The sequence below is a fragment of the Sphingomonas sp. DG1-23 genome (genome assembly GCF_030730875.1).
GTDB lineage: Bacteria > Pseudomonadota > Alphaproteobacteria > Sphingomonadales > Sphingomonadaceae > Sphingomonas.
In genome coordinates, this window is record NZ_JAVAMA010000004.1 from 280,472 (window position 1) to 299,246 (window position 18,775).

Here is an 18,775-nt window from a genome sequence, read left to right on the forward strand (position 1 = left end):
CGATTGCGCATAGGGCCTGTTCCCCCGCCGCGCCAGATGGTCTAGGCCGAAGCCATTATGGCTACCAAAGCAGCACCGGCGCAGACGCCGCTTCCCGTATCGATCACCGAGGTTCGGGACGCTGCGCAGCGGATTAGGGGCTCGGTCGTGCGCACGCCGACTTTGGTGAGCAAGACGCTGTCCGACCTCACCGGCGCCACGGTCTATCTCAAGTTCGAGAATCTCCAGTTCACTGCCGCCTATAAGGAGCGCGGGGCGCTCAACACCTTGCTCCAGCTCGACGAGACGGCGCGGTCCAAGGGCGTGATCGCGGCGTCGGCCGGCAATCATGCGCAGGGGCTTGCTTATCACGCGACGCGGCTCGGCATTCCCAGTACGATCGTGATGCCGCTCAACACTCCTACGGTGAAGGTCACCCAGACCGAGGGGCACGGCGCCAACGTCATCCTTCACGGCGAAACCTTCGACGCGGCCTATGCCCATTCGCGCGAACTGGAGGCCGAGAAGGGATACACCTTCGTACACCCGTTCGACGATGCGCGGATCATCGCGGGGCAGGGGACAGCGGCGCTCGAGATGCTCGAGGACGTTCCGGAACTCGACGCGCTGGTGATCCCGATCGGCGGCGGCGGGCTGATCTCGGGCGCGGCGGTCGTCGCCAAGTCGGAGGGGCGCGCGCTCGAAGTGGTCGGCGTCGAGGCCGAGCTCTATCCGTCGATGTACAACCGTATCCGCGGTACCAGCATGCCGTGCGAAGGCGATACGCTCGCCGAGGGCATCGCGGTCAAGGAGCCGGGCGGGATCACCTCGAAGATGGTCGAGGCTCTGGTCGACGACATCGTCCTCGTCAGCGAGCGTCGGCTGGAGGAGGCGGTCAGCCTGCTCCTCCAGATCGAAAAGACCGTGGTCGAAGGCGCGGGCGCCGCAGGGCTCGCGGCGTTGCTCGCCGAGCCGAAGCGGTTCCGCGGCAAGAAGGTCGGCACCATTCTGTGCGGCGGCAATATCGATCCGCGGTTGCTCGCCAACGTGCTGCTCCGCGATCTCGCCCGTTCGGGCCGGCTGGCGCGCTTGCGGATACGGCTGCAGGATCGTCCGGGCGCTTTGTTCAACGTCGCGCGGATCTTCCACGAGCAGGGCGTCAACATCATCGAAGTCTATCATCAGCGGGTGTTCACCACGCTCCCCGCCAAGGGCCTGATCACCGACATCGAGTGCGAGACGCGCGACCGCGACCATCTCGACCGGCTGATGACGGCGCTGCGCCGGGCGCAGTACGAAGTGAGCCCGGTCGAGCTGGCCTAGGCGGACGCGCCTTATTATCGTCATCCCGGCCTTGTGCGGAGATCCACCGTGCATCGCGCGAGAGGGCTGAAGGCTCTTGTCCTTCGCTTCCGGCATGATGGACCCCGGAACAAGTCCGGGGTGACGATTATGTTCCGACGAGTCGAATCGCATGCGGGGTGAACCGAGTCGCGGCGGGATTCACATGTGATTCCCGCGGCAATATAGTGGCTTGCAGCGCAAGATTGTGCGTGCGGCCATGTCGCCCGACGCCACTTGCCATGGTTAACGATCTCCGGACGCGTATCAGCGCGGAACGGTGCAACCTCTTGGTTTCGCTGGTTCGCACCTATGCCTAATCGTTAACTCTCTTTCTTGGTAAAGCGGCTTTTCATCATGCATCCGCCGCTCCATAGTCGCGTTGATAGGGCCAGATGGGGCCTGGCAAAGGGCGACTCAGCGGTGACTGCACTTTCCCGTTTTCCGCGCTTCTTCGTGACCAGTCCGAGTCCGTGCCCCTATCTGCCGGGCCGGCAGGAGCGGAAGATCTTCACCGAGCTGACCGGACAGCATGCCGGCGAGCTCAACGATGCGCTCGGCCGGATCGGTTTTCGCCGCAGCCAGTCGGTCGCCTATCGGCCGAGCTGCGCGAGCTGCACCGCCTGCGTTTCGGTGCGCGTCGTCGCCGATCAGTTCCAGCCCAACGCCACCCAGCGCAAGCTGATGAAGCGGCACGGCGATCTCGAAGTCACGGCGTGCAAGCCGTGGGCAACCGAGGAGCAGTTCGAACTGCTGCACCGTTATCTCAAGACCCGCCACCCCGGCGGCGGCATGGCGGCGATGGACGAGAACGACTATGCCGACATGGTCGAGCAGTCGCCGGTCAGCTCGTACGTCATCGAGTATCGCGAGCCTTCGGTGGATGGCGAGCGCGGTCGCTTGATCGGCGCGTGCATCACCGATCAACAGGCCGACGGCCTGTCGATGATCTATAGTTTCTTCGAGGCGGACAGCGAAACCCGGCCGGGCCTCGGCAACTTCATCATCATGGATCACATCCTGCGCGCGCGCTCGGCGGGCCTGCCCTATGTCTATCTCGGCTATTGGGTGAAGGGCAGCGAGCGGATGGCGTACAAGACGCGCTATCGCCCGATCGAGGTGCTCGGCCCCAATGGCTGGTCGCTGCTCACCGACGAGGACATGGCGGTGTCGATGCCGGTTCCGGCACGGGTGCGCGAACTGGCCTGAGCTATTCCTCGGAGACGCGGAGCGCCACGTCGAGCTCCTCGTCGCCTGAGCCGATCCGGGTGCCGGCGATGGACGCGGCGCCGAGCGCATCCAGGCCGACCGCAACCCGGACATAACCGTCGTCGGGCGACATTCCCGTCGCCGGATCGAACCCGACCCAGCCAAGGCCTTCGACATGCGCCTCCGCCCAGGCGTGGGGCGCCGACTGGGCGGTATCGTCGATGCGGTAACCTGAGACATAGCGCGCGGGCAACGCGAAGCTGCGCGCCGCCGCGATGAACATCTGGGTGACGTCGCGCGAGGTGGCACGGCCGCGCGCAAAGGCTTCCGCCGCAGTGAGTCCGGTATCCCGCGCATCGGGTACGCAGGGAAAGCGGGCGTGGAATGCCGCATTGAGCCGATGCAGGCGGTCCAGCGGATCGCCGGAACCGCTGATGCTCTCTGCTGCGAAAGCGGGAAGGCCGGCGCCCAGAATCGTGCGTGCCGTCGTACGCAGATAGACCATCGGCGGCAGCGGCTCGATCGATCCGTGCACCACGCCGTCGCTATTGGTGGTGAGCACTTCGCCGGTCACGGTGATGTCGATTTCTTCGATCGGGCCCTCGGCGTAGAGCATCGTCACGGCATTGCCGAAGCCGTCGGTGGCGTCGCGTAGCCGGGCGTCGCAATCGACGCCGACCATCCAGCTCACCACGGTCTGGTCGCGCGTGTCGCACGGTGTGAGGCGGAGCATCTGGACGATCCGCGCCTGCGGCTCGGTGAAGCGGTACCGCGTGCGGTGGTCGATCGCTATTCTCATATGAACCTGAATTGCCGCGCCACCGCGGCATTGAGCATCGCATTCTCGCGGATAAACGCTTCGAGATATTCGTGGAGCCCGCTGACGATGACCTCGGAAGTGCGCGTCTTCTGCATCCGCGCCATCCGGGCACGCGCCATGCGATCGGCTTCGCCCTGCAGACCGGTGCGCCGCGCGAGCTGGCTGAGCAATTGCACCGCTTCCTCGACGCAGGCGGCGAGGCTGCGCGGCAGTTCGAACCGGCTGATCAGCAGATCGATCACGTTCGCGGGCTGGAGCCCGTCGCTATAGAGCCAGCGATAGGCGGTGACCGCCGAGACGGTCTGGAGAATCGTCGTCCATTGATCGCGATCGACGACGCCGCCGACCGCCTCGCCCTCAGGCAGCAGCAGGTGATATTTGACGTCGACCAGCCGCGCGGTGTTGTCGGCGCGCTCGATCGCAGCGCCGAGCTGGATCAGCCACGTCGCCTCGTTGCGCATCATCCGGTGGATCGAGCCTTCAAAGCCGCGGGTCTCGCCCTTGACCTGCTCGACCAGATTGAGCGTCTGGGTGGCACCACCGGTCGAGGCGCGGTTCTGGAACAGCCACCACGCGCGATTGATCGCGGTCCATGCCTCGCGGGTCAGCGCGGTGCGCACGGCACGGGCGTTGTTGCGCGCCATTTCGAGGCAGCGGACGATCGAGCCGGGATGCGATGCGTCGAGAGTCAGGAAACGCGCGACATGGCTCTGGGTGTAGCTTTGCCCGGTCGCGGCGAAAGCCTCGTCGGTATCGGTGACCGCGAGCGCGCTCTGCCACGCCGCCTCGCCCGCGGGGCGCGCGGAGAGCGCATCGAGCCGCACCGTGGCTTCGACGAGCCGCGCGATGAAGTCCGCGCGCTCGACATAGCGGCCGAGCCAGTAGAGCGCCGCCGCAGTGCGTGAGAGCATCAGCATGTTGGCAATCCAATTCCTCCCCGAGCTTCGCTCGGGGAGGGGGACCATGCGAAGCATGGTGGAGGGGAGCCGCCGAAGGCGCGGTTTTCGCTCTCCGGCAGCGCGTCCGCCGTCTCCGCGGCGACCCCTCCACCGCCTTCGACGGCGGTCCCCCTCCCCGAGCAAGCTCGGGGAGGAATTCGGCCGAGCGCCCTCACGATCCCTGCCTCTGCGATTGCGAAGCTCCGAGATCGTCCATCAGCACGAAGCTGTCCTTCGTCCCGCCGCCCTGGCTCGAATTCACCACCAGCGAGCCTTCGCGCAGCGCCACCCGGGTGAGCCCGCCGGGCACCACATGCACCCCATCGCTGCCGGTCAGCACGAACGGGCGGAAATCGACATGGCGCGGCGCCAGCCCGGAATCGCTCATCGTCGGCACGGTAGAGAGCGCGAGGGTCGGCTGGGCGATGTAGCGGTGCGGCTCGGCGATCAGCGCCGCGCGGAAGTCGGCAATCTGCGCTTTGGTCGCTGTCGGGCCGACGAGCATGCCGTAACCGCCCGAGCCGTCGACCAGTTTGACCACCAGTTCGTCAAGATGGTCGAGCACGTACTTCAGCGCCTGCGGTTCGCGGCAGCGGAAGGTCTCGACATTGGGCAGCTTCGCGTCGCCGCCCGAATAGAATTTCACGATCTCGGGCATGTAGCTGTAGATCGCCTTGTCGTCGGCGATGCCGTTTCCGGGCGCGTTGATCAGCGCGACATTGCCGGCGCGATAGGCGGCGATCAGCCCGGGCACGCCGAGCAGCGAATCCGGCCGGAAGGTGAGCGGATCGAGGAAATCATCGTCGATCCGGCGATAGATCACGTCGACCTTCACCCGCCCGGCGATCGTCTGGACCCAGACAATGTCGTCATCGACCACCAGATCGGCGGCCTCGACCAGTTCGATCCCCATCGAATCGGCGAGAAAGCTATGCTCGTAATAGGCCGAATTGAAATGGCCCGGGGTGAGCACGACGCAGATCGGGTGCGGATTGTCGCCCGGCGCGACCGAACGCATCGTCTCGAGCAGCATGTCAGGATAGGAATCGACCGGCGCGACGCGGAGATCGCGGAACAATTCGGGGCAGAGCCGCAGCATCGCCTCTCGATTTTCGAGCATGTACGAGACGCCTGAGGGCGTGCGGGCATTGTCCTCGAGCACGTAGAATTCGTCGGGCCCGACGCGGACGAGGTCGATCCCGCAGATATGCGCCCACACTCCGTGCGGCGGACGTATACCGGCGACTTCGGGGCGGAACTGCTCGTTGCGATAGATCAGCTCGGGCGGGATCAGCCCTTCCTTGAGGATCCGGCGCTCGCCGTAAATATCCTCGAGGAACGCGTTGATCGCCTGCGTGCGCTGGACCAGCCCCTCGCACAGCCGCGACCATTCCTGCTGGAGGAAGACGCGGGGGACAATGTCGAACGGGATGATCCGCTCGGCGGCGTCGCTGTCGCCATAGACCGCGAAGGTGATGCCCAGTTGGCGGAACGCGGCCTCGGCGGATTGCTGGCGGCGCTGGAGTTCGGCGGCTGGCGTGTCGGCCACCCATTGCGACAGCGCCGCGAATTCGGGCCGCGGTGCCTCCGGCCCGCCATGCCCCCAGATCTCGTCGAACGCCCCGCGTGTTGCCATCAACGCTCCCAAGTGCAGAGAAGGCCTGCCGGTTCCATGCTGCAACGCTTTGTTGCGTTGCACAAGAGAAACAATTCTCCCCGAGACGCGCTCGGAGAGATGGCCTCAGCCTGCGTATTTCACGGTGCAGCCATAGGGCCGGCTTTCGGGCACCGACACCGGCTTGCCGGCGCGCAATTCGCTCAGCGCGGCGAGGACATGGTTGCGCGCCTTGGCGATGTCGGCCTTGTCGGCAGTCGGCCTGTCGTCGATGGCGCCGTTATAGGCCAGGCGCCCCTTGCCATCGATGATGTACATATGCGGCGTGGTCTTCGCGCCATAGCCCTTGCCGATCAGCCCTTGCGGATCGAGCAGATAGCTGCTGGGTTTCGCGCGCTGATCGGCGACGAACTTCTGCGCTTCGGGGCCGCTCATATGGCCCTGCTTGCCCGGCGCGCCGGAATTGATCGTCAGCCACACCGCGCCCTGCGCCACTGCCGCCGCCTGGGTCTTCTGCATGTTGCCGCCCGCATAGTGCTTCTGCACGAAGGGGCAGCCGGGGTTGTTCCATTCGAGCACGACGGTCTTGCCGCGGAACTGGGTGAGATCGACGATCTTGCCGTGCATGTCGTACGCGCGGAAATTAGGAACGGCGGTGCCGAGGCCGGGCTCGGCTGCGAGCGGCACTGCGCTGCTCATGCAGGCCGCGGCAATTCCGGCAACGATCAAACTGCGCATATGCGTCTCCTCGTCAGCCCCCGCTCGACAAGTCTCGCAGCATCGCCTTGGTCAGCACTTGCGGCAGGACCTCGGGCGCTGCGCTGTTCGGCTTGTACCACAGATAGAGCGGAACGCCCGCACGATTGTGCCGCTCGATGAAGCGGCCGAGCGCGGGATCGCCATTGGTCCAGTCGCCGACCAGTATCGCGACCTTGTTCTTGCCGAAGGCATCGGCGACGGCTGCGGTCTCGATCACGGTCTTCTCGTTGACCTTGCAGATCAGGCACCAGTCGGCAGTGAAATAGGCGAAGACCGGGCGGCCCTCGGCGCGCAGCTGCGCCAGCCGCGCCTCGCTGAACGGCTCGGCGCCGGCGACCGCGGGGCTTTCGGGCCCGGCGGGGGCGGGGCGGACCCATGCGGCCGCGGCGAGCGCGAGCAGGAAGAGCGGCAGCGCCGGGAGCCAGGCGCGGGACAGTCCGCGGGCCTGACGGCGGCCGGTCCACCACAGACCGAACGCCGCGAGCAGCGCCGCGCCGAGCCCGATCGTCATCCCGTTGACGCCGGACTGCTTGCCGAGCACCCAGGCGAGCGCGAGCGCGGTGAGGAACATCGGGATCGAGAGGATGTGCCGGAGCGTCGCCATCCACGCGCCCGGTCTGGGCAGGCGCCGTCGCAGCGCGGGGACGAAACCGAGCAGCAGGAACGGCAAGGCGATGCCGAGCCCGAGGCCGCCGAACACCGCGAGCGCGGCGGGCCAGGGCAGGATCAGCGCGGCGCCGAGCGCGGTCGCCATGAACGGTCCCGCGCACGGCGTCGCGACAAAGGCGGCGAGCGCGCCGGTGAGGAAGGCGCCGCCGGTGCCGCGCGCCGCGACGCGGTTGACGAAGCCCGGTGCCGAGAGCTCGAACAGCCCGGCGAGATTGAGCGCGATGCCAGTGACCAGCAGCAGCAGGAACAGGATCACCCGCGGATCCTGCAGCTGGAACGCCCAGCCCACCGCCGCGCCGCCGGCGCGCAGGCCGAGCAAGGCGCCGCCGAGCGCGAGGCAGGTCAGCACCACGCCGGCGGTATATGCCAGCGCCTCGCCGCGCGGATTGCCGGCATCGTCGCCCGCCTTGACGAGGCTCAGCGCCTTGAGGCTGAGGATCGGGAAGACGCAGGGCATGATGTTGAGGATCACGCCGCCGGCCACCGCGCCGAGAAAGGCGAGCAACGCAGTGGCGATCCAGCCGTTCGCGGCGCCGGCGGACGCGGAGGCCGGCGCGACCTTGCCCGGCACCGCTGACAGGGTGAAGCCCTGGCTGCCGAACGCGAGCAGGCCTTCGACCTTGGGCAATGCCCGCTTCGACGGCGCCTCGACCACGATGCGGTCGCCGTCGCGCACGACGCGTTGGGGGGCAGCATAGTCGATCGCACCATCGGTGCGCGGGAAGAAATAGCCTTCGCCCGACAGGGCGGCCGCGGCGGGGAAGGGCACGCCCAGCCGGAAGACCTTGCCGTCGACCTGATACGTCGCCTGCGTGCCGAGCAGGCGGGGCAGCGCGCTGCGCCAGCCGTCGAAACGCGCGCGGCGATCCGCCGGAACCGCGCCGTCGCCGATCGTCAGCAGGGTCGCCAGCTCGGCCTTTTCGGGGACGCAGATCTCGTTGGTGCAGACCAGATAGTCGAGCTTGACCCGGACCGGCAGCTGCTGGCCCGCATTGGCATCGGCGGGGACCCGCAGCGTCGCCAGGGGCGCGAACGGCCCCTCGTAGACATAGTTCATCAGCCCGGCGATCAGCAGTCGCTGCGGCACCGGATAGCGGAGCGGGCCCGCGGCGGCACCGGGCGGCAAGGTCCACGCCGCGCGGGCGGGGAGCCCCGCATCGCCGGGATTTTCCCAATATGCGTGCCAGCCGGGCTCGGGCGTCGAGGCCAAGGCAAGCGCGACTTCGCTCCCCGGCGCCGGCCGATCGGTCTCGGCGATCAGTTCGATGCGGACGTGCGGACTCTTGTTCTGCGCCCCTGCCGGGCTCGCTGCGAGCCACAGCGCCAGCGACATCAGGACGAAACGAATCCACATCATGCCCGTCCTTGCCCAGGATCGACCGATCGACAATAGCAGGGCGCATAATCCTCGACTGGAGTCGGCTCCGCAATGAAGTTCGTGCCCATCGCAGCGCTCGCGCTGCTCGCCGCCGCGCCCGCCGCCGCCCAGCAGGCGCCGGCGCCGCAGACCCCGCCAAAGCTGCTCGTGGTGATCTCGGTCGACCAATTCTCCGCCGATCTGTTCGCCGAATATCGCAGCCAGTTCCGCGAGGGCTTCGCGCGCCTGCTGTCGGGCGCGGTATTCCCCTCGGGCTATCAGAGCCACGCCGCGACCGAGACCTGCCCCGGCCATTCGACGATCCTCACCGGCGCGCGGCCTGCGCGGACGGGGATCGTCGCCAATGACTGGACCGACTTCAGCGCGCCACGCGAGGACAAGACGGTCTATTGCGCCGAGGACGAGAGCGTGCCCGGCAGCAATTCGAAAGACTATACCGTCTCGGACAAGCATCTGAAGGTGCCGACCCTCGGCGAATGGATGAAGCTCGCCGATCCCGCCAGCCGGGTCGTCTCGGTCGCCGGCAAGGATCGCGCCGCGGTGATGATGGGCGGCCACAAGGTCGACGAATTGTGGTGGTGGGGTGGCAAGGGCTTCGTCTCCTATGCCGGCCGCGCCGAGCCGGCGATGGTGACGCGGGTCAATGCCAGCGTCGCCGAGCGGATCGGCGAGGCGCAGGAGCCGATGGAACTGACGCCGTTCTGCCGGGCCCGCAGCCGCGCGATCCCGGTGACCGCGACGCTCTCGGTCGGCGACGGGCGGTTCGCGCGTGCCGCCGGCGACGTCCGCAGCTTCCGTGCATCGCCCGAGTTCGACGAGGCGATCCTCGCATTGGGCGCGGGTCTCGCCACCGACATGAAGCTCGGGCAGGGGCCACACACCGATCTGTTGATCGTCGGCGCCTCGGCGACCGACTATGTCGGTCACGGCCTCGGCACCGAAGGCAGCGAGATGTGCCTCCAGATGCAGGCGCTCGACCAGGCGCTCGGCAAATTGTTCGCGGTGCTCGACAAGACCGGCGTCGATTATGCCGTGGCGCTGACCGCCGATCATGGCGGGCACGACCTTCCCGAGCGCAATCGCGAGCATGCCGCGCCGATGGCGGCACGAGTCGATCCGGCGCTGACGGCCAAGGCGATCGGCACCGAGATCGCGACGCAGTTGAAGATCGCCGGACCGACTCTCGTCGGCGGCGCGGCGGGCGACGTTTATTTCGATCCGAAGCTGACCAGAAAGCAGCGCATCGCAGTGCAGGCCGAGGCGATACGCCGTTACGCGGCGCACCCGCAGGTTCAGGCAGTGTTTACGCGCAGCCAGATTGCCGCGACGCCGGCGCCCAAGGGGCCTCCCGAGACATGGAGCTTGCTCGAGCGCGCCCGGCAGTCGTACGAGCCTTCGCGGTCGGGCGATCTCGTCGTCGCGCTCAAGCCGCGGGTGACGCCGATCGCCGCCCCGGGGCCCGGCTATGTCGCGACGCATGGCAGCTTCTGGGACTATGACCGGCGGGTGCCGATCCTGTTCTGGCGCAACGGCATGACCGGGTTCGAACAGCCGCTGTCGGTCGAGACGGTCGACATCGCGCCGACCTTGGCGGCGCTGATCGGCGTGAAGGTGCCGGTGGTGATCGACGGACGCTGCCTCGATCTGGATGCGGGGACGGGGACGACCTGCAAATAGGATTTGCGGGATCAAGTTTCACGGTTTGCTCGGTGAATCGGCAATGTTGTTGCGCGGGAGTGTAATAATGTTCCGCTGAGTGCCGTAGGGTTGTTGACGGATTCAAAGAGCGACGTGCGGAGCATCGCATATGAAATCCTACATTGCGAGAGGGTTTCCCTCTCCCATCGGGAGAGGGAAGGGGCCCGCCGCGAAGCGGTGGGAAGGGTGAGGGTGAAGATAGGTCGCCCCACTCACCCTCACCCTTCCGCGCCTCCGGCGCTCCCTCCCTCTCCCGATGGGAGAGGGATTTTTTAACGCCGCTCGAAGGCGCGCATGCCGCTCAGCCGGTTGTTCGAAAGCTCGATCGTCGATCCGCTGAGGTCCGCGACGAAGGCGGGGTTGGGCGGCGCGCCGGGGGCCATGCTTGCGACATTGTCCTCGATGCGCAGCCCGGAGGACGGATAGGTCCGTCCTTCCGCCGCGACGACGATCAGCCCCGAATGATTGTCCTTGCTCTTGCCCTGGACGAAGGTGTTGCGCGCGATCAGCCCGGCGCCGCCTTCGGACAGGTCGATCATGTAATTGGTCTTCTTGCCGGCGCTGTCGTCGAAGCTCGAATCGGTGATGTTGACCCGGCGCGCGCGCAGCTTGACGTAATGCCCGCCGGTGCCGCGCTCGAAGCGCGAGCGGGTTACCGAGACTTCGCCGTCGACCGCGAGATAGATCGCGTGGCTGCAATTCTCGGTCTCGCACTGGCCGAGCCCGGCAAAGGTGGTGCGATCGATGCTGACCCGGCGGACGGTCTCGTGCCCCCCGCCCAATATGCCTTCCTGGCTGTCGAGGAACATCGAATTGGTGATCGTCAGATCGCCCATTTCGTGGCGGATGCCGGCGCCGTTGCCGTCGGAGACCGCATAGCCGCGAAAGACGATGCCATCGATCGTCGAGCCGCGGCCGCGCAGCACGAAGCCGGCTTTCTCCTCGCATACGGTCTTCTCGAAGATCACGGTGCCGGGCTGGCGCGCCTTGAAGAGGATCTTGCCGCCGGTCTGGACGGTGCACTGGCGATAGGTGCCGGGCGCGATCAGGATCGTCGCATCGTCGTCGCGGATCGCAGTGACCGCTTCGTCGATCGAGGCATAGCCTTGGCCGGTCTCGGCGACGACGAAGGGAGCGGTGCGTTCCTGCGCGGCGACAGGAGCGGCGAGGGCGAGGAGCAGGATGGAAGCGCGCATGCTGCGGTCATGCGCCTGCAGGTGGAAAGTTCGGGTTAATCCGGGTTCGGAGGAGCCGGCGGGCCACCGGCTCCTCCTCCGCCCATTGGCGGATCGGGATTTGAGCATATTGGCTCCCCTCCCTGCTTGCAGGGAGGGGGAAACGGGCTGGTGATACGGCGCTAGAAGCGGATGCCGAGGCCGGTGGTGACCTTGTTCGAGGTCATGCCCTGCGCATAATCGGTGTAGCGATATTCGCTCTTCCAATAGGCGCTGGGGGTGAGCTTCACTTCGACCCCGGCGCCGACCAGCACGCCGTCGAGATCGTCCTTCACGCTGGTGGTGACCCCGGCGACGGTCTGGTCCTCGCGGAGCTGGAGATTGGCGTAGCCGAGCTTGCCGTAGAGCAGGGCATTGGGGGTGATCGAAGTGCCGATCCGGCCGGCGAGAGTGAGTTCGCGGCGTTTCCGAAGCTCGCTGCCGTCGGCCGCGTCGCCGCTGGCGAAACGGACGTCGGACAGGTTCACGCCGCCCTCGATGCCGGCGATCAGCTTCGGAGCGATCGCCGCGTCATAGCCGATCGCGATGCCATAGCCGAGATCGCTCTGTTTCGCCTTGCCGTCGCCGCCGAGCGTGGCGAGATCGAAGCGCAATTGGTCGAGCCCGATGCTGGCCTCGGCGCGCGGACCGGTGAAGTCGGTGGCGTCCTGCGCGAGCGCGGGGGCTCCCGCGAACATCGCCGCGGTGAGGAGGATGAGGTGGAAGCGGGTCATGGATACTCCTGTACTGGCGCGCCCTAGGGGCGCTGGAGCCAGATGCGGAGCGGGAGTCTCGGCGGGATTTCGCTTCGTTGCGAAGGTTCGCGAGTTTGTGACGGGGGCATTCTGCTCCCCCCTGCAAGCAGGGGGGAGTTGCAACTAGCCGCGCAGCATCTTGATGATGCCCGAGAAATCGAGCGTTGCGCCTTCGCCGTTGGCGAATTGCTCGTAGAGCTCCCCCGCCCGCGCGGCCATCGGGGTCTCGGCATCGACGCTGGCCGCCGCTTCGAGCGCGAGCTTGAGATCCTTGAGCATCAAGGCTGCAGCGAACCCGCCCTGATAGTCGCGATCGGCGGGGGTTTCGGGGCCGATCCCGGGGACCGGGCAATAGCTGGTGACCGACCAGCTCTGGCCCGAGCTGACCGAGGCGATGTCGTAGAGCTTCTGCAAGTCGAGTCCGAGCTTCTCGGCGAGCGCGAAGCTCTCGCAGGTGGCGATCATCGTCGCGCCGAGCATCATGTTGTTGCAGATCTTGGCGCCCTGGCCCGCGCCGCTGCTGCCGGCATGGATCACCGCCTTGCCCATGTCCGACAGGAAAGGCTCGGCGCGGCTGAACGCGGCCTCGCTGCCGCCGACCATGAAGGTCAGGGCGCCGGCATTGGCGGCGGCGATCCCGCCCGAGACCGGGGCATCGACCGCGGCGAGGCCGTGCGCGGCGGCGGCTTCGGCGACGCGGCGCGCGGTGGCGACGTCGATCGTCGAGCAATCGATCAGGATCGTCCCGGCATCGGCATGGGGCAGGATGCTGTCGGTATAGACCGCTTCGACATGGCGGCCGGCGGGGAGCATGGTGATCACCGCCTCGGCGCCGAGGATCGCGGCATTGGCGTCCTCGGCGGGGAGGCAGCCGGCCTTTTTCGCTCGGTCGAGCGCTTCGGCGGAGAGATCGAAGGCGCGGACGTCGTGGCCCGCTCTGGCGAGGTTGGCGGCCATGCCGCCGCCCATATTGCCCAGCCCGATAAATGCGATGCGTGCCATGTTGTCCGGTCCTCTCATGTTCCCCTCCCGCTTGCGGGAGGGGCTAGGGGAGGGGATGGAACTCCCCTTCTTGTCTCAGCCCCTCCCCCGACCCCTCCCGCAAGCGGGAGGGGAGCGCAGGAGGCGCGAGCGGCTGCCTATTTCCCCGCCCAGTTGCCCGGGCGCTTTTCGACGAAGGCGGTCATGCCTTCCTTCTGGTCGGCGGTGCCGAACAGGGCATGGAACAGCCGGCGCTCGAACGCCACGCCCTGCGCCAGATTGGTCTCGTACGCCGCGTTGACCATCTCCTTGTTGGCCAGCACCGCAAGCGGCGCCATGCCGGCGATCGTCGCGGCGGTCTTGACCGCGTCCTCGACCAGATCGGCGGCGGGGACGATGCGGGCGACGAGGCCCGCCCGCTCGGCTTCGGCGGCGTCGATCATCCGGCCGGTGAGGCACATCTCCATCGCCTTGGCCTTGCCGACCGCGCGGGTGAGGCGCTGCGAGCCGCCCATGCCGGGCGAGACCGCGAGTTTGATCTCGGGCTGGCCGAATTTGGCGTTGTCGGCGGCGAGAATGAAGTCGCACATCATCGCCAGCTCGCAGCCGCCACCCAAGGCATAGCCGGCGACTGCTGCGATGATCGGCTTGCGGGTGCGGGTAAAGGCGTCCCAGCCGGCGAAGAAATCATGGCCGTACATGTCGGCGAAACCCTGCGCCTGCATCTCCTTGATGTCGGCGCCGGCGGCGAAGGCCTTTTCGCTGCCGGTGATCACCGCGCAGCCCTGCGACGGATCCTTGTCGAACGCGGCCATTGCGTCGAGCAATTCGGACAGCACCTGGCCGTTGAGCGCGTTGAGCGCCTGCGGGCGGTTGAGCGTGACGAGGGTGACGGCGCCGCGCTGCTCGACGAGGATGGTTTCGTAGTCAGCCATGATATTTCTCCAACGTCACCCCGGACCTGTTCCGGAGTCCACCGCGCCGCCCGGCAACAGACGTGCGGCCCCTGCCGGACCGTGGATGCCGGAACAAGTCCGGCGTGACAGAGTGGGTTATGCGGGCGCCCATTCATCCTCCGCCGGCAGCGGCGCGAAAATCTGGTCGATGACGTGATCGGTGACGCCTTCGGGGGTGGCGGGCTGCCAGCGCGGCGCATTGTCCTTGTCGACGATCACGGCGCGGACGCCCTCGGCGAAATCGGGGCGCTGGACGACGCGGCTGGCGACGGCGAATTCCTGCCGCATCTCGTCCTCGAAGCTCGGCATGTGGCGGCCCTGGCGAACGAGATAAAGCGAGACCTTGCACGCCTGCGGCGATTTGGTCGCGAGGATGGCGAGCTGTTCCTGCGCCCAGAGCCCCGGATCGGCGGCGAGCGCGGCGAGGATCTCCTCGAGCGTGTCGCCGGCGAACAGGCGGTCGATATCGGCGCGATGTTCGAGGATGCCGGCCGCGCCCGGGGACTCGGACAATGCGTCGAGCGTGGCGGCGATCGCCTGCGGATCGGCGGCGATCTCGGCCTTTGCCCGGTCGAGCTTTTCGGCCGGGAGGTAATGGGTGGCGAGGCCGAGCGCGAGGCAATCGGCGCCGTCGAGCCGGGCGCCGGTCAGCGCGATATATTCGCCGAGATGGCCGGGCAGGCGCGAAAGATACCAGCCGCCGCCGACGTCGGGGAACAGCCCGATCCCGGTCTCGGGCATCGCGAATTTGGTATTTTCGGTGGCGACGCGGAACTTCGCCGGCATCGCAATGCCGACTCCGCCGCCCATCGTGATTCCGTCCATGAACGCGACCACCGGCTTGGCATAGGTGAACAGCGCGTGGTCGAGCTGATACTCGACCCGGAAGAAAGCACGCGCTTCGGCGCCGTCGCCCGCACCGCTGGCCGCGATCATGCGGATATCGCCGCCGGCGCAGAAGCCGCGACCTTCCGCATGATCGATCAATACGGCCTCGACCGCGGCATCGGTGCGCCACGCGGTCAGCGCGTCGAGCATCGCCGCGCACATATCGGTGTTGAGCGCGTGGAGCGCTCTGGGCCGGTTGAGCCGGATGCGTCCGGTGCGGCCTTCGGTGAGGGTGAGGACGTCGCTCATTGAAAATTCTCACGCGAAGCCGCGAAGGCGCGAGGGAAGAAAGCGGAGTTCGCGCAGAGGCGCAGAGGACGCAGAGATATAGCCCGCGGCATCGTCTCGCGCCACTCGAGCGCTGAAGCGCGCCGGAACCCGGTTGCGCGCCGCTGCGCGGAGCCCGAATGCGAAACCCTCTGCGTTCTCTGCGCCTCTGCGCGCACTAAAGGCGTCGCGTCGTCGCGTCGTTGCGTGAACATCAGACTCACTGCCGGGTCAGCTCGCGGCCGATGATCATGCGCATCACCTGATTGGTGCCTTCGAGGATCGAATGGACGCGCAGGTCGCGCCAGAAGCGTTCGATCGGATAGTCCTGCAGATAGCCATAGCCGCCATGCAGCTGCAGCGCGCGGTCGACCACCGACGAACCGGTGTCCGTCGCCAACCGCTTGGCCATCGCGGCGAATTTGGTCTTGTCGGGCGCGCCGGCGGTGACCTTGGCGGCGGCGAGATAGAGCAAGGCGCGCGCGGCCTCGAGCTCGGTCGCCATGTCGGCGAGAGTGAACTGGGTGTTCTGGAAGTCGGCGATCGGCTTGCCGAATTGCTGACGGTCCCCGGTATAGCGGATCGCTTCGTCGAGGCAGCGCTGCGCCCCGCCGAGCGAGCAGGCGCCGATGTTGAGCCGGCCGCCGTCGAGGCCCATCATCGCGAAGCGGAAGCCTTCGCCCTCGCCGCCGACGCGGTTCTCGACCGGCACGCGGACGTCCTCGAAGGTCACTTGCCGGGTCGGCTGCGAATGCCAGCCGAGCTTGCGTTCGTTGGCACCGAAGCTGACGCCCGCCATGTCCTTCTCGATGACGAGGCACGAAATGCCCTTGGGCCCGTCCGCGCCGGTGCGGACCATCGTGACGTAGATCTCGTTCTCGCCCGCGCCCGAGATGAACTGCTTCGATCCGTTGACGACATAATGATCGCCGTCGAGCACCGCCCGGGTCTTGAGCGCCGCGGCGTCGGAGCCCGAGGAGGGTTCGGTCAGGCAATAGCTCGCGATCCGCTCCATCGTGATCAGCGAGGGGAGATATTTGTCCTTCACTGCCTGGCTGCCGAACGTGTCGATCATCCAGCTCGCCATGTTGTGGATCGAGATGAACGCGCTGGTCGACGGGCAGCCATAGGCCATCGCCTCCATGATCAGCGCCGCCTCGAGCCTGCCGAGGCCGATCCCGCCCGATTCCTCGGAGACGTAGATCGAGGCGAAGCCGAGCTCGGCCGCGGCGCGGATCGTGTCGCGCGGGAAGAGGTGCTTCTCGTCCCACTCCGCGGCGTGCGGGGTGATGCGATCGGCGGTGAAGGCCCGCGCCATCTCCTGGATCTGGAGCTGCTCGTCGGTAAGGTCGAACTGCGTGGTCATTCTGTCTCCGGTGGCAGGAAATATTCCCAGCCATATCGATATCGCATGATGCAAGGTTCGGCCGCCGGGATGCCGAGCTTGAGGCGGGAAAGGATGCGGCGCGCGCTCCGTTCGCGATTCAGCGCGTCTCCGCGGATCGAAACGAAGAACTTGTCCTCCGGTTCGGCCAGTGCCTCGCCGTTCAGCGTGAAAGGCAGCTTGCCTCGGAAGGCATAGACGCCGTGGCCGAGCGAATAGATCCGCGCATCCCGCCGCGTCTGCAAGAGCTGGTGTCGGCTCTCCGGCCCACCCATCAGCTCGCTTTCCACGATAATATATTGGCCGTGTGGGCCGTCGATCTGGAGCTGCATGTTCTCGATGTCGAGCGCTCTCTTTACAACGCGCTCGCCGGGAGCGAGCGCGAAGCTGCTATACTTCAGGCACAATTGGCCCGGCCCGACGACAGGCGCGCCTTGCTGTGCAGGCAGCATCAGCAAATATGCCAGCAGGGCGATCACGGCGCGGGCTTCTCGTGTAACACGCGCTCGGCGAAGAGCGGGTTGGCGATGGCGAGGTCGTTGCGTTCGTACCAGCGCGGGGCGGGGAGGCCCTTTTCCCAGGCGAGCAATTCGGTGAGCGTGCCGTTGGCGCTCGGCACGTCGGGCGCGGCGGACTTGAGCGGATCGGCATAGGCCGCATCCGCCGTGACGATCTCCCAACCGTCGGCGCGCAAGGCCTTGACCAGATCGGCGATGTAGAGCGCGGCAATATCGGTCTCGTGGAGCAGCATCACATGCGGCGGCGAGCGGCCGATCGTCCGGACCATCAGCGCGTCGGCGAAATCGGCGGCCTGGACATGGGTCTCGACATAGAGATCGCGCAGGCCCGCCCTGTCGATGGTCTTGCCCGCTTTTTTCGCGGCGATCGTCAGCGTCTCGATATTCCAGTCCGAACCCTCGGCCGTGACATAGCCGTTGGTCAGCCCGCGCGCGGCGAGCCCGGCGCGGACCGCGTCGCGCTTCGCCTTGTCCTTGCCGCCCTCGTCGAGGAACGGATAGCGGAACCACGGACGATAGCCGCGGCGCGGCTTGAGCCACGCTTCGGCCTTGTCCAGATCGGCGAGATAGTCGGCCGCCGCGAGTCTATTGAGATGCGGATGGCTGAAGCTGTGATTGGCGATGACATGGCCGGCGCGGACATAGGAATCGATCAGGGCCGCGTCCGATGCGTCGCGCACCTGGCCCGGATTGACGAAGAATGCGGCTTGCGAGACCCGCGCTTTCTTCAGCGCCGCGATCAGCCGCTTCGTCCGCTCGGCCTTGGTGAAGAAGGCGCCGACATTGCGCGGCGCATCGTCGAAGGTCAGCGCGATCCGCTTCTGCGCCGCCGCCGCGGGAGCGAGCACGAGCAGCACGCAAGCGGCGAGCGCGGTGGCGAGGCTTCGGGTCACGCGCATTTCTGATAGCGTAGCGGATCGGGCATTGCATCGGCACCCTGTTCGCGGCGGACGAGCGTCTTGCCGCCGTCCGCGGCGTCCAGCGTCATCCGGCGCGTCCATTCCCGCCCCTCGCCGGTCATCGCGAAATCGGCGACGATCCGGTTGGCGTCGCGCTCGGCCACCTTGCCCAGCGTGCCGACCGATTCGTAGAAGCGCAGCGTGGTGCCGTCGATCGTCAGCAGACCCTTATTGTCGCCGCGGGTCGAGGTGCAGTCGGCGGGGACGAGGCCCCAGCGACCATGCAGCGCAACGGGAATTCCGCTGCCGCTGTCGGGCGCGGCCGAGGGCGACGGCGACGGCGACGGCGACGGGGCGGGTTCCGGCGTTTCGGGCGGGGCGGGCAGAGTCACGGCGGCATTGTCGGGCACCGCGATCGTGTCGTTGGCCGGCGGCTGTCTGCCACCGTCACCGCAGGCGGCGAGCGACAGCAAGGCAGCGAGCGTCACGAAATTGCGCATGGTCGGT

Annotated in this window: 17 protein-coding genes; 3 read left to right on the plus strand and 14 right to left on the minus strand. The window is 67.1% G+C overall.

Annotated elements, in window-relative coordinates:
- The first annotated feature begins 57 nt into the window (after positions 1-57).
- Positions 58-1,302, plus strand: coding sequence for a threonine ammonia-lyase (locus tag Q9Q95_RS08830; RefSeq protein WP_306096072.1), 1,245 nt, complete (start codon positions 58-60; stop codon positions 1,300-1,302).
- Positions 1,303-1,743: 441 nt separating this feature from the next.
- On the plus strand, positions 1,744-2,529 hold the full coding sequence (locus Q9Q95_RS08835) for an arginyltransferase (protein ID WP_306096074.1): 786 nt from the start codon (positions 1,744-1,746) through the stop codon (positions 2,527-2,529).
- 1 nt (position 2,530) lies between these two features.
- Here the strand turns inward: Q9Q95_RS08835 and Q9Q95_RS08840 are convergent, their stop codons facing one another.
- The 5 genes from Q9Q95_RS08840 to Q9Q95_RS08860 all read right to left on the minus strand — a co-directional run bounded on the left by Q9Q95_RS08840 (position 2,531) and on the right by Q9Q95_RS08860 (position 8,687).
- A complete protein-coding gene (locus Q9Q95_RS08840; protein WP_306096076.1) occupies positions 2,531-3,328 on the minus strand; it encodes a transglutaminase family protein in 798 nt (265 codons plus the stop codon).
- Positions 3,325-4,260 carry an alpha-E domain-containing protein gene (locus tag Q9Q95_RS08845; RefSeq protein ID WP_306096359.1) on the minus strand — a complete coding sequence of 312 codons (936 nt, stop codon included), beginning with the start codon at positions 4,258-4,260 and terminating at the stop codon, positions 3,325-3,327. Before Q9Q95_RS08845 ends, Q9Q95_RS08840 begins: the two co-directional genes overlap by 4 nt.
- A 199-nt stretch (positions 4,261-4,459) precedes the next feature.
- The gene (locus Q9Q95_RS08850) at positions 4,460-5,923 is read right to left on the minus strand and encodes a circularly permuted type 2 ATP-grasp protein (protein ID WP_306096078.1); all 1,464 of its coding nucleotides are present in this window, start codon (positions 5,921-5,923) and stop codon (positions 4,460-4,462) included.
- Between the two features lie 105 nt (positions 5,924-6,028).
- Positions 6,029-6,640, minus strand: coding sequence for a redoxin domain-containing protein (locus Q9Q95_RS08855; RefSeq protein ID WP_306096080.1), 612 nt, complete (start codon positions 6,638-6,640; stop codon positions 6,029-6,031).
- A gap of 13 nt (positions 6,641-6,653) precedes the next feature.
- On the minus strand, positions 6,654-8,687 hold the full coding sequence (locus tag Q9Q95_RS08860) for a protein-disulfide reductase DsbD (RefSeq protein WP_306096082.1): 2,034 nt from the start codon (positions 8,685-8,687) through the stop codon (positions 6,654-6,656).
- A gap of 72 nt (positions 8,688-8,759) precedes the next feature.
- On the opposite strand from Q9Q95_RS08860, the gene Q9Q95_RS08865 reads away from it, so the two are divergent.
- Positions 8,760-10,385 carry an alkaline phosphatase family protein gene (locus Q9Q95_RS08865; protein WP_306096084.1) on the plus strand — a complete coding sequence of 542 codons (1,626 nt, stop codon included), beginning with the start codon at positions 8,760-8,762 and terminating at the stop codon, positions 10,383-10,385.
- Positions 10,386-10,678: 293 nt separating this feature from the next.
- On the opposite strand, the gene Q9Q95_RS08870 is transcribed toward Q9Q95_RS08865, so the two are convergent.
- The 9 genes from Q9Q95_RS08870 to Q9Q95_RS08910 form a co-directional block, all read right to left on the minus strand.
- Positions 10,679-11,602, minus strand: coding sequence for a right-handed parallel beta-helix repeat-containing protein (locus tag Q9Q95_RS08870; RefSeq protein ID WP_306096086.1), 924 nt, complete (start codon positions 11,600-11,602; stop codon positions 10,679-10,681).
- 161 nt (positions 11,603-11,763) lie between these two features.
- The gene (locus tag Q9Q95_RS08875) at positions 11,764-12,354 is read right to left on the minus strand and encodes an outer membrane protein (RefSeq protein ID WP_306096088.1); all 591 of its coding nucleotides are present in this window, start codon (positions 12,352-12,354) and stop codon (positions 11,764-11,766) included.
- A 144-nt stretch (positions 12,355-12,498) separates the two neighbouring features.
- Positions 12,499-13,377 carry a 3-hydroxyisobutyrate dehydrogenase gene (mmsB, locus tag Q9Q95_RS08880; protein WP_306096361.1) on the minus strand — a complete coding sequence of 293 codons (879 nt, stop codon included), beginning with the start codon at positions 13,375-13,377 and terminating at the stop codon, positions 12,499-12,501.
- Positions 13,378-13,514: 137 nt separating this feature from the next.
- On the minus strand, positions 13,515-14,291 hold the full coding sequence (locus Q9Q95_RS08885) for an enoyl-CoA hydratase (protein WP_306096089.1): 777 nt from the start codon (positions 14,289-14,291) through the stop codon (positions 13,515-13,517).
- Between the two features lie 117 nt (positions 14,292-14,408).
- Positions 14,409-15,449, minus strand: a complete 1,041-nt coding sequence (locus tag Q9Q95_RS08890) for an enoyl-CoA hydratase/isomerase family protein (RefSeq protein WP_306096091.1) — start codon at positions 15,447-15,449, stop codon at positions 14,409-14,411.
- A 238-nt stretch (positions 15,450-15,687) separates the two neighbouring features.
- Positions 15,688-16,833, minus strand: coding sequence for an acyl-CoA dehydrogenase family protein (locus Q9Q95_RS08895; protein ID WP_306096092.1), 1,146 nt, complete (start codon positions 16,831-16,833; stop codon positions 15,688-15,690).
- The gene (locus tag Q9Q95_RS08900; protein WP_306096093.1) at positions 16,830-17,330 is read right to left on the minus strand and encodes a hypothetical protein; all 501 of its coding nucleotides are present in this window, start codon (positions 17,328-17,330) and stop codon (positions 16,830-16,832) included. The genes Q9Q95_RS08895 and Q9Q95_RS08900 overlap by 4 nt, the downstream gene beginning before the upstream one ends.
- A complete protein-coding gene (locus Q9Q95_RS08905) occupies positions 17,327-18,262 on the minus strand; it encodes a polysaccharide deacetylase family protein (RefSeq protein ID WP_306096096.1) in 936 nt (311 codons plus the stop codon). Before Q9Q95_RS08905 ends, Q9Q95_RS08900 begins: the two co-directional genes overlap by 4 nt.
- Positions 18,259-18,768 carry a hypothetical protein gene (locus Q9Q95_RS08910; protein WP_306096098.1) on the minus strand — a complete coding sequence of 170 codons (510 nt, stop codon included), beginning with the start codon at positions 18,766-18,768 and terminating at the stop codon, positions 18,259-18,261. The genes Q9Q95_RS08905 and Q9Q95_RS08910 overlap by 4 nt, the downstream gene beginning before the upstream one ends.
- Positions 18,769-18,775 lie beyond the last annotated feature (7 nt).

Bases quoted from the DNA above. Each gene is read 5' to 3' on its own strand.
- Q9Q95_RS08875 (WP_306096088.1), bottom strand. From the start codon at position 12,354: ATGACCCGCTTCCACCTCATCCTCCTCACCGCGGCGATGTTCGCGGGA.
- Q9Q95_RS08890 (WP_306096091.1), bottom strand. From the start codon at position 15,449: ATGAGCGACGTCCTCACCCTCACCGAAGGCCGCACCGGACGCATCCGG.
- Q9Q95_RS08885 (WP_306096089.1), bottom strand. From the start codon at position 14,291: ATGGCTGACTACGAAACCATCCTCGTCGAGCAGCGCGGCGCCGTCACC.
- Q9Q95_RS08845 (WP_306096359.1), bottom strand. From the start codon at position 4,260: ATGCTCTCACGCACTGCGGCGGCGCTCTACTGGCTCGGCCGCTATGTC.
- Q9Q95_RS08870 (WP_306096086.1), bottom strand. From the start codon at position 11,602: ATGCGCGCTTCCATCCTGCTCCTCGCCCTCGCCGCTCCTGTCGCCGCG.
- mmsB (WP_306096361.1), bottom strand. From the start codon at position 13,377: ATGGCACGCATCGCATTTATCGGGCTGGGCAATATGGGCGGCGGCATG.
- Q9Q95_RS08850 (WP_306096078.1), bottom strand. From the start codon at position 5,923: ATGGCAACACGCGGGGCGTTCGACGAGATCTGGGGGCATGGCGGGCCG.
- Q9Q95_RS08895 (WP_306096092.1), bottom strand. From the start codon at position 16,833: ATGACCACGCAGTTCGACCTTACCGACGAGCAGCTCCAGATCCAGGAG.
- Q9Q95_RS08865 (WP_306096084.1), top strand. From the start codon at position 8,760: ATGAAGTTCGTGCCCATCGCAGCGCTCGCGCTGCTCGCCGCCGCGCCC.
- Q9Q95_RS08855 (WP_306096080.1), bottom strand. From the start codon at position 6,640: ATGCGCAGTTTGATCGTTGCCGGAATTGCCGCGGCCTGCATGAGCAGC.
- Q9Q95_RS08860 (WP_306096082.1), bottom strand. From the start codon at position 8,687: ATGATGTGGATTCGTTTCGTCCTGATGTCGCTGGCGCTGTGGCTCGCA.
- Q9Q95_RS08830 (WP_306096072.1), top strand. From the start codon at position 58: ATGGCTACCAAAGCAGCACCGGCGCAGACGCCGCTTCCCGTATCGATC.
- Q9Q95_RS08840 (WP_306096076.1), bottom strand. From the start codon at position 3,328: ATGAGAATAGCGATCGACCACCGCACGCGGTACCGCTTCACCGAGCCG.
- Q9Q95_RS08910 (WP_306096098.1), bottom strand. From the start codon at position 18,768: ATGCGCAATTTCGTGACGCTCGCTGCCTTGCTGTCGCTCGCCGCCTGC.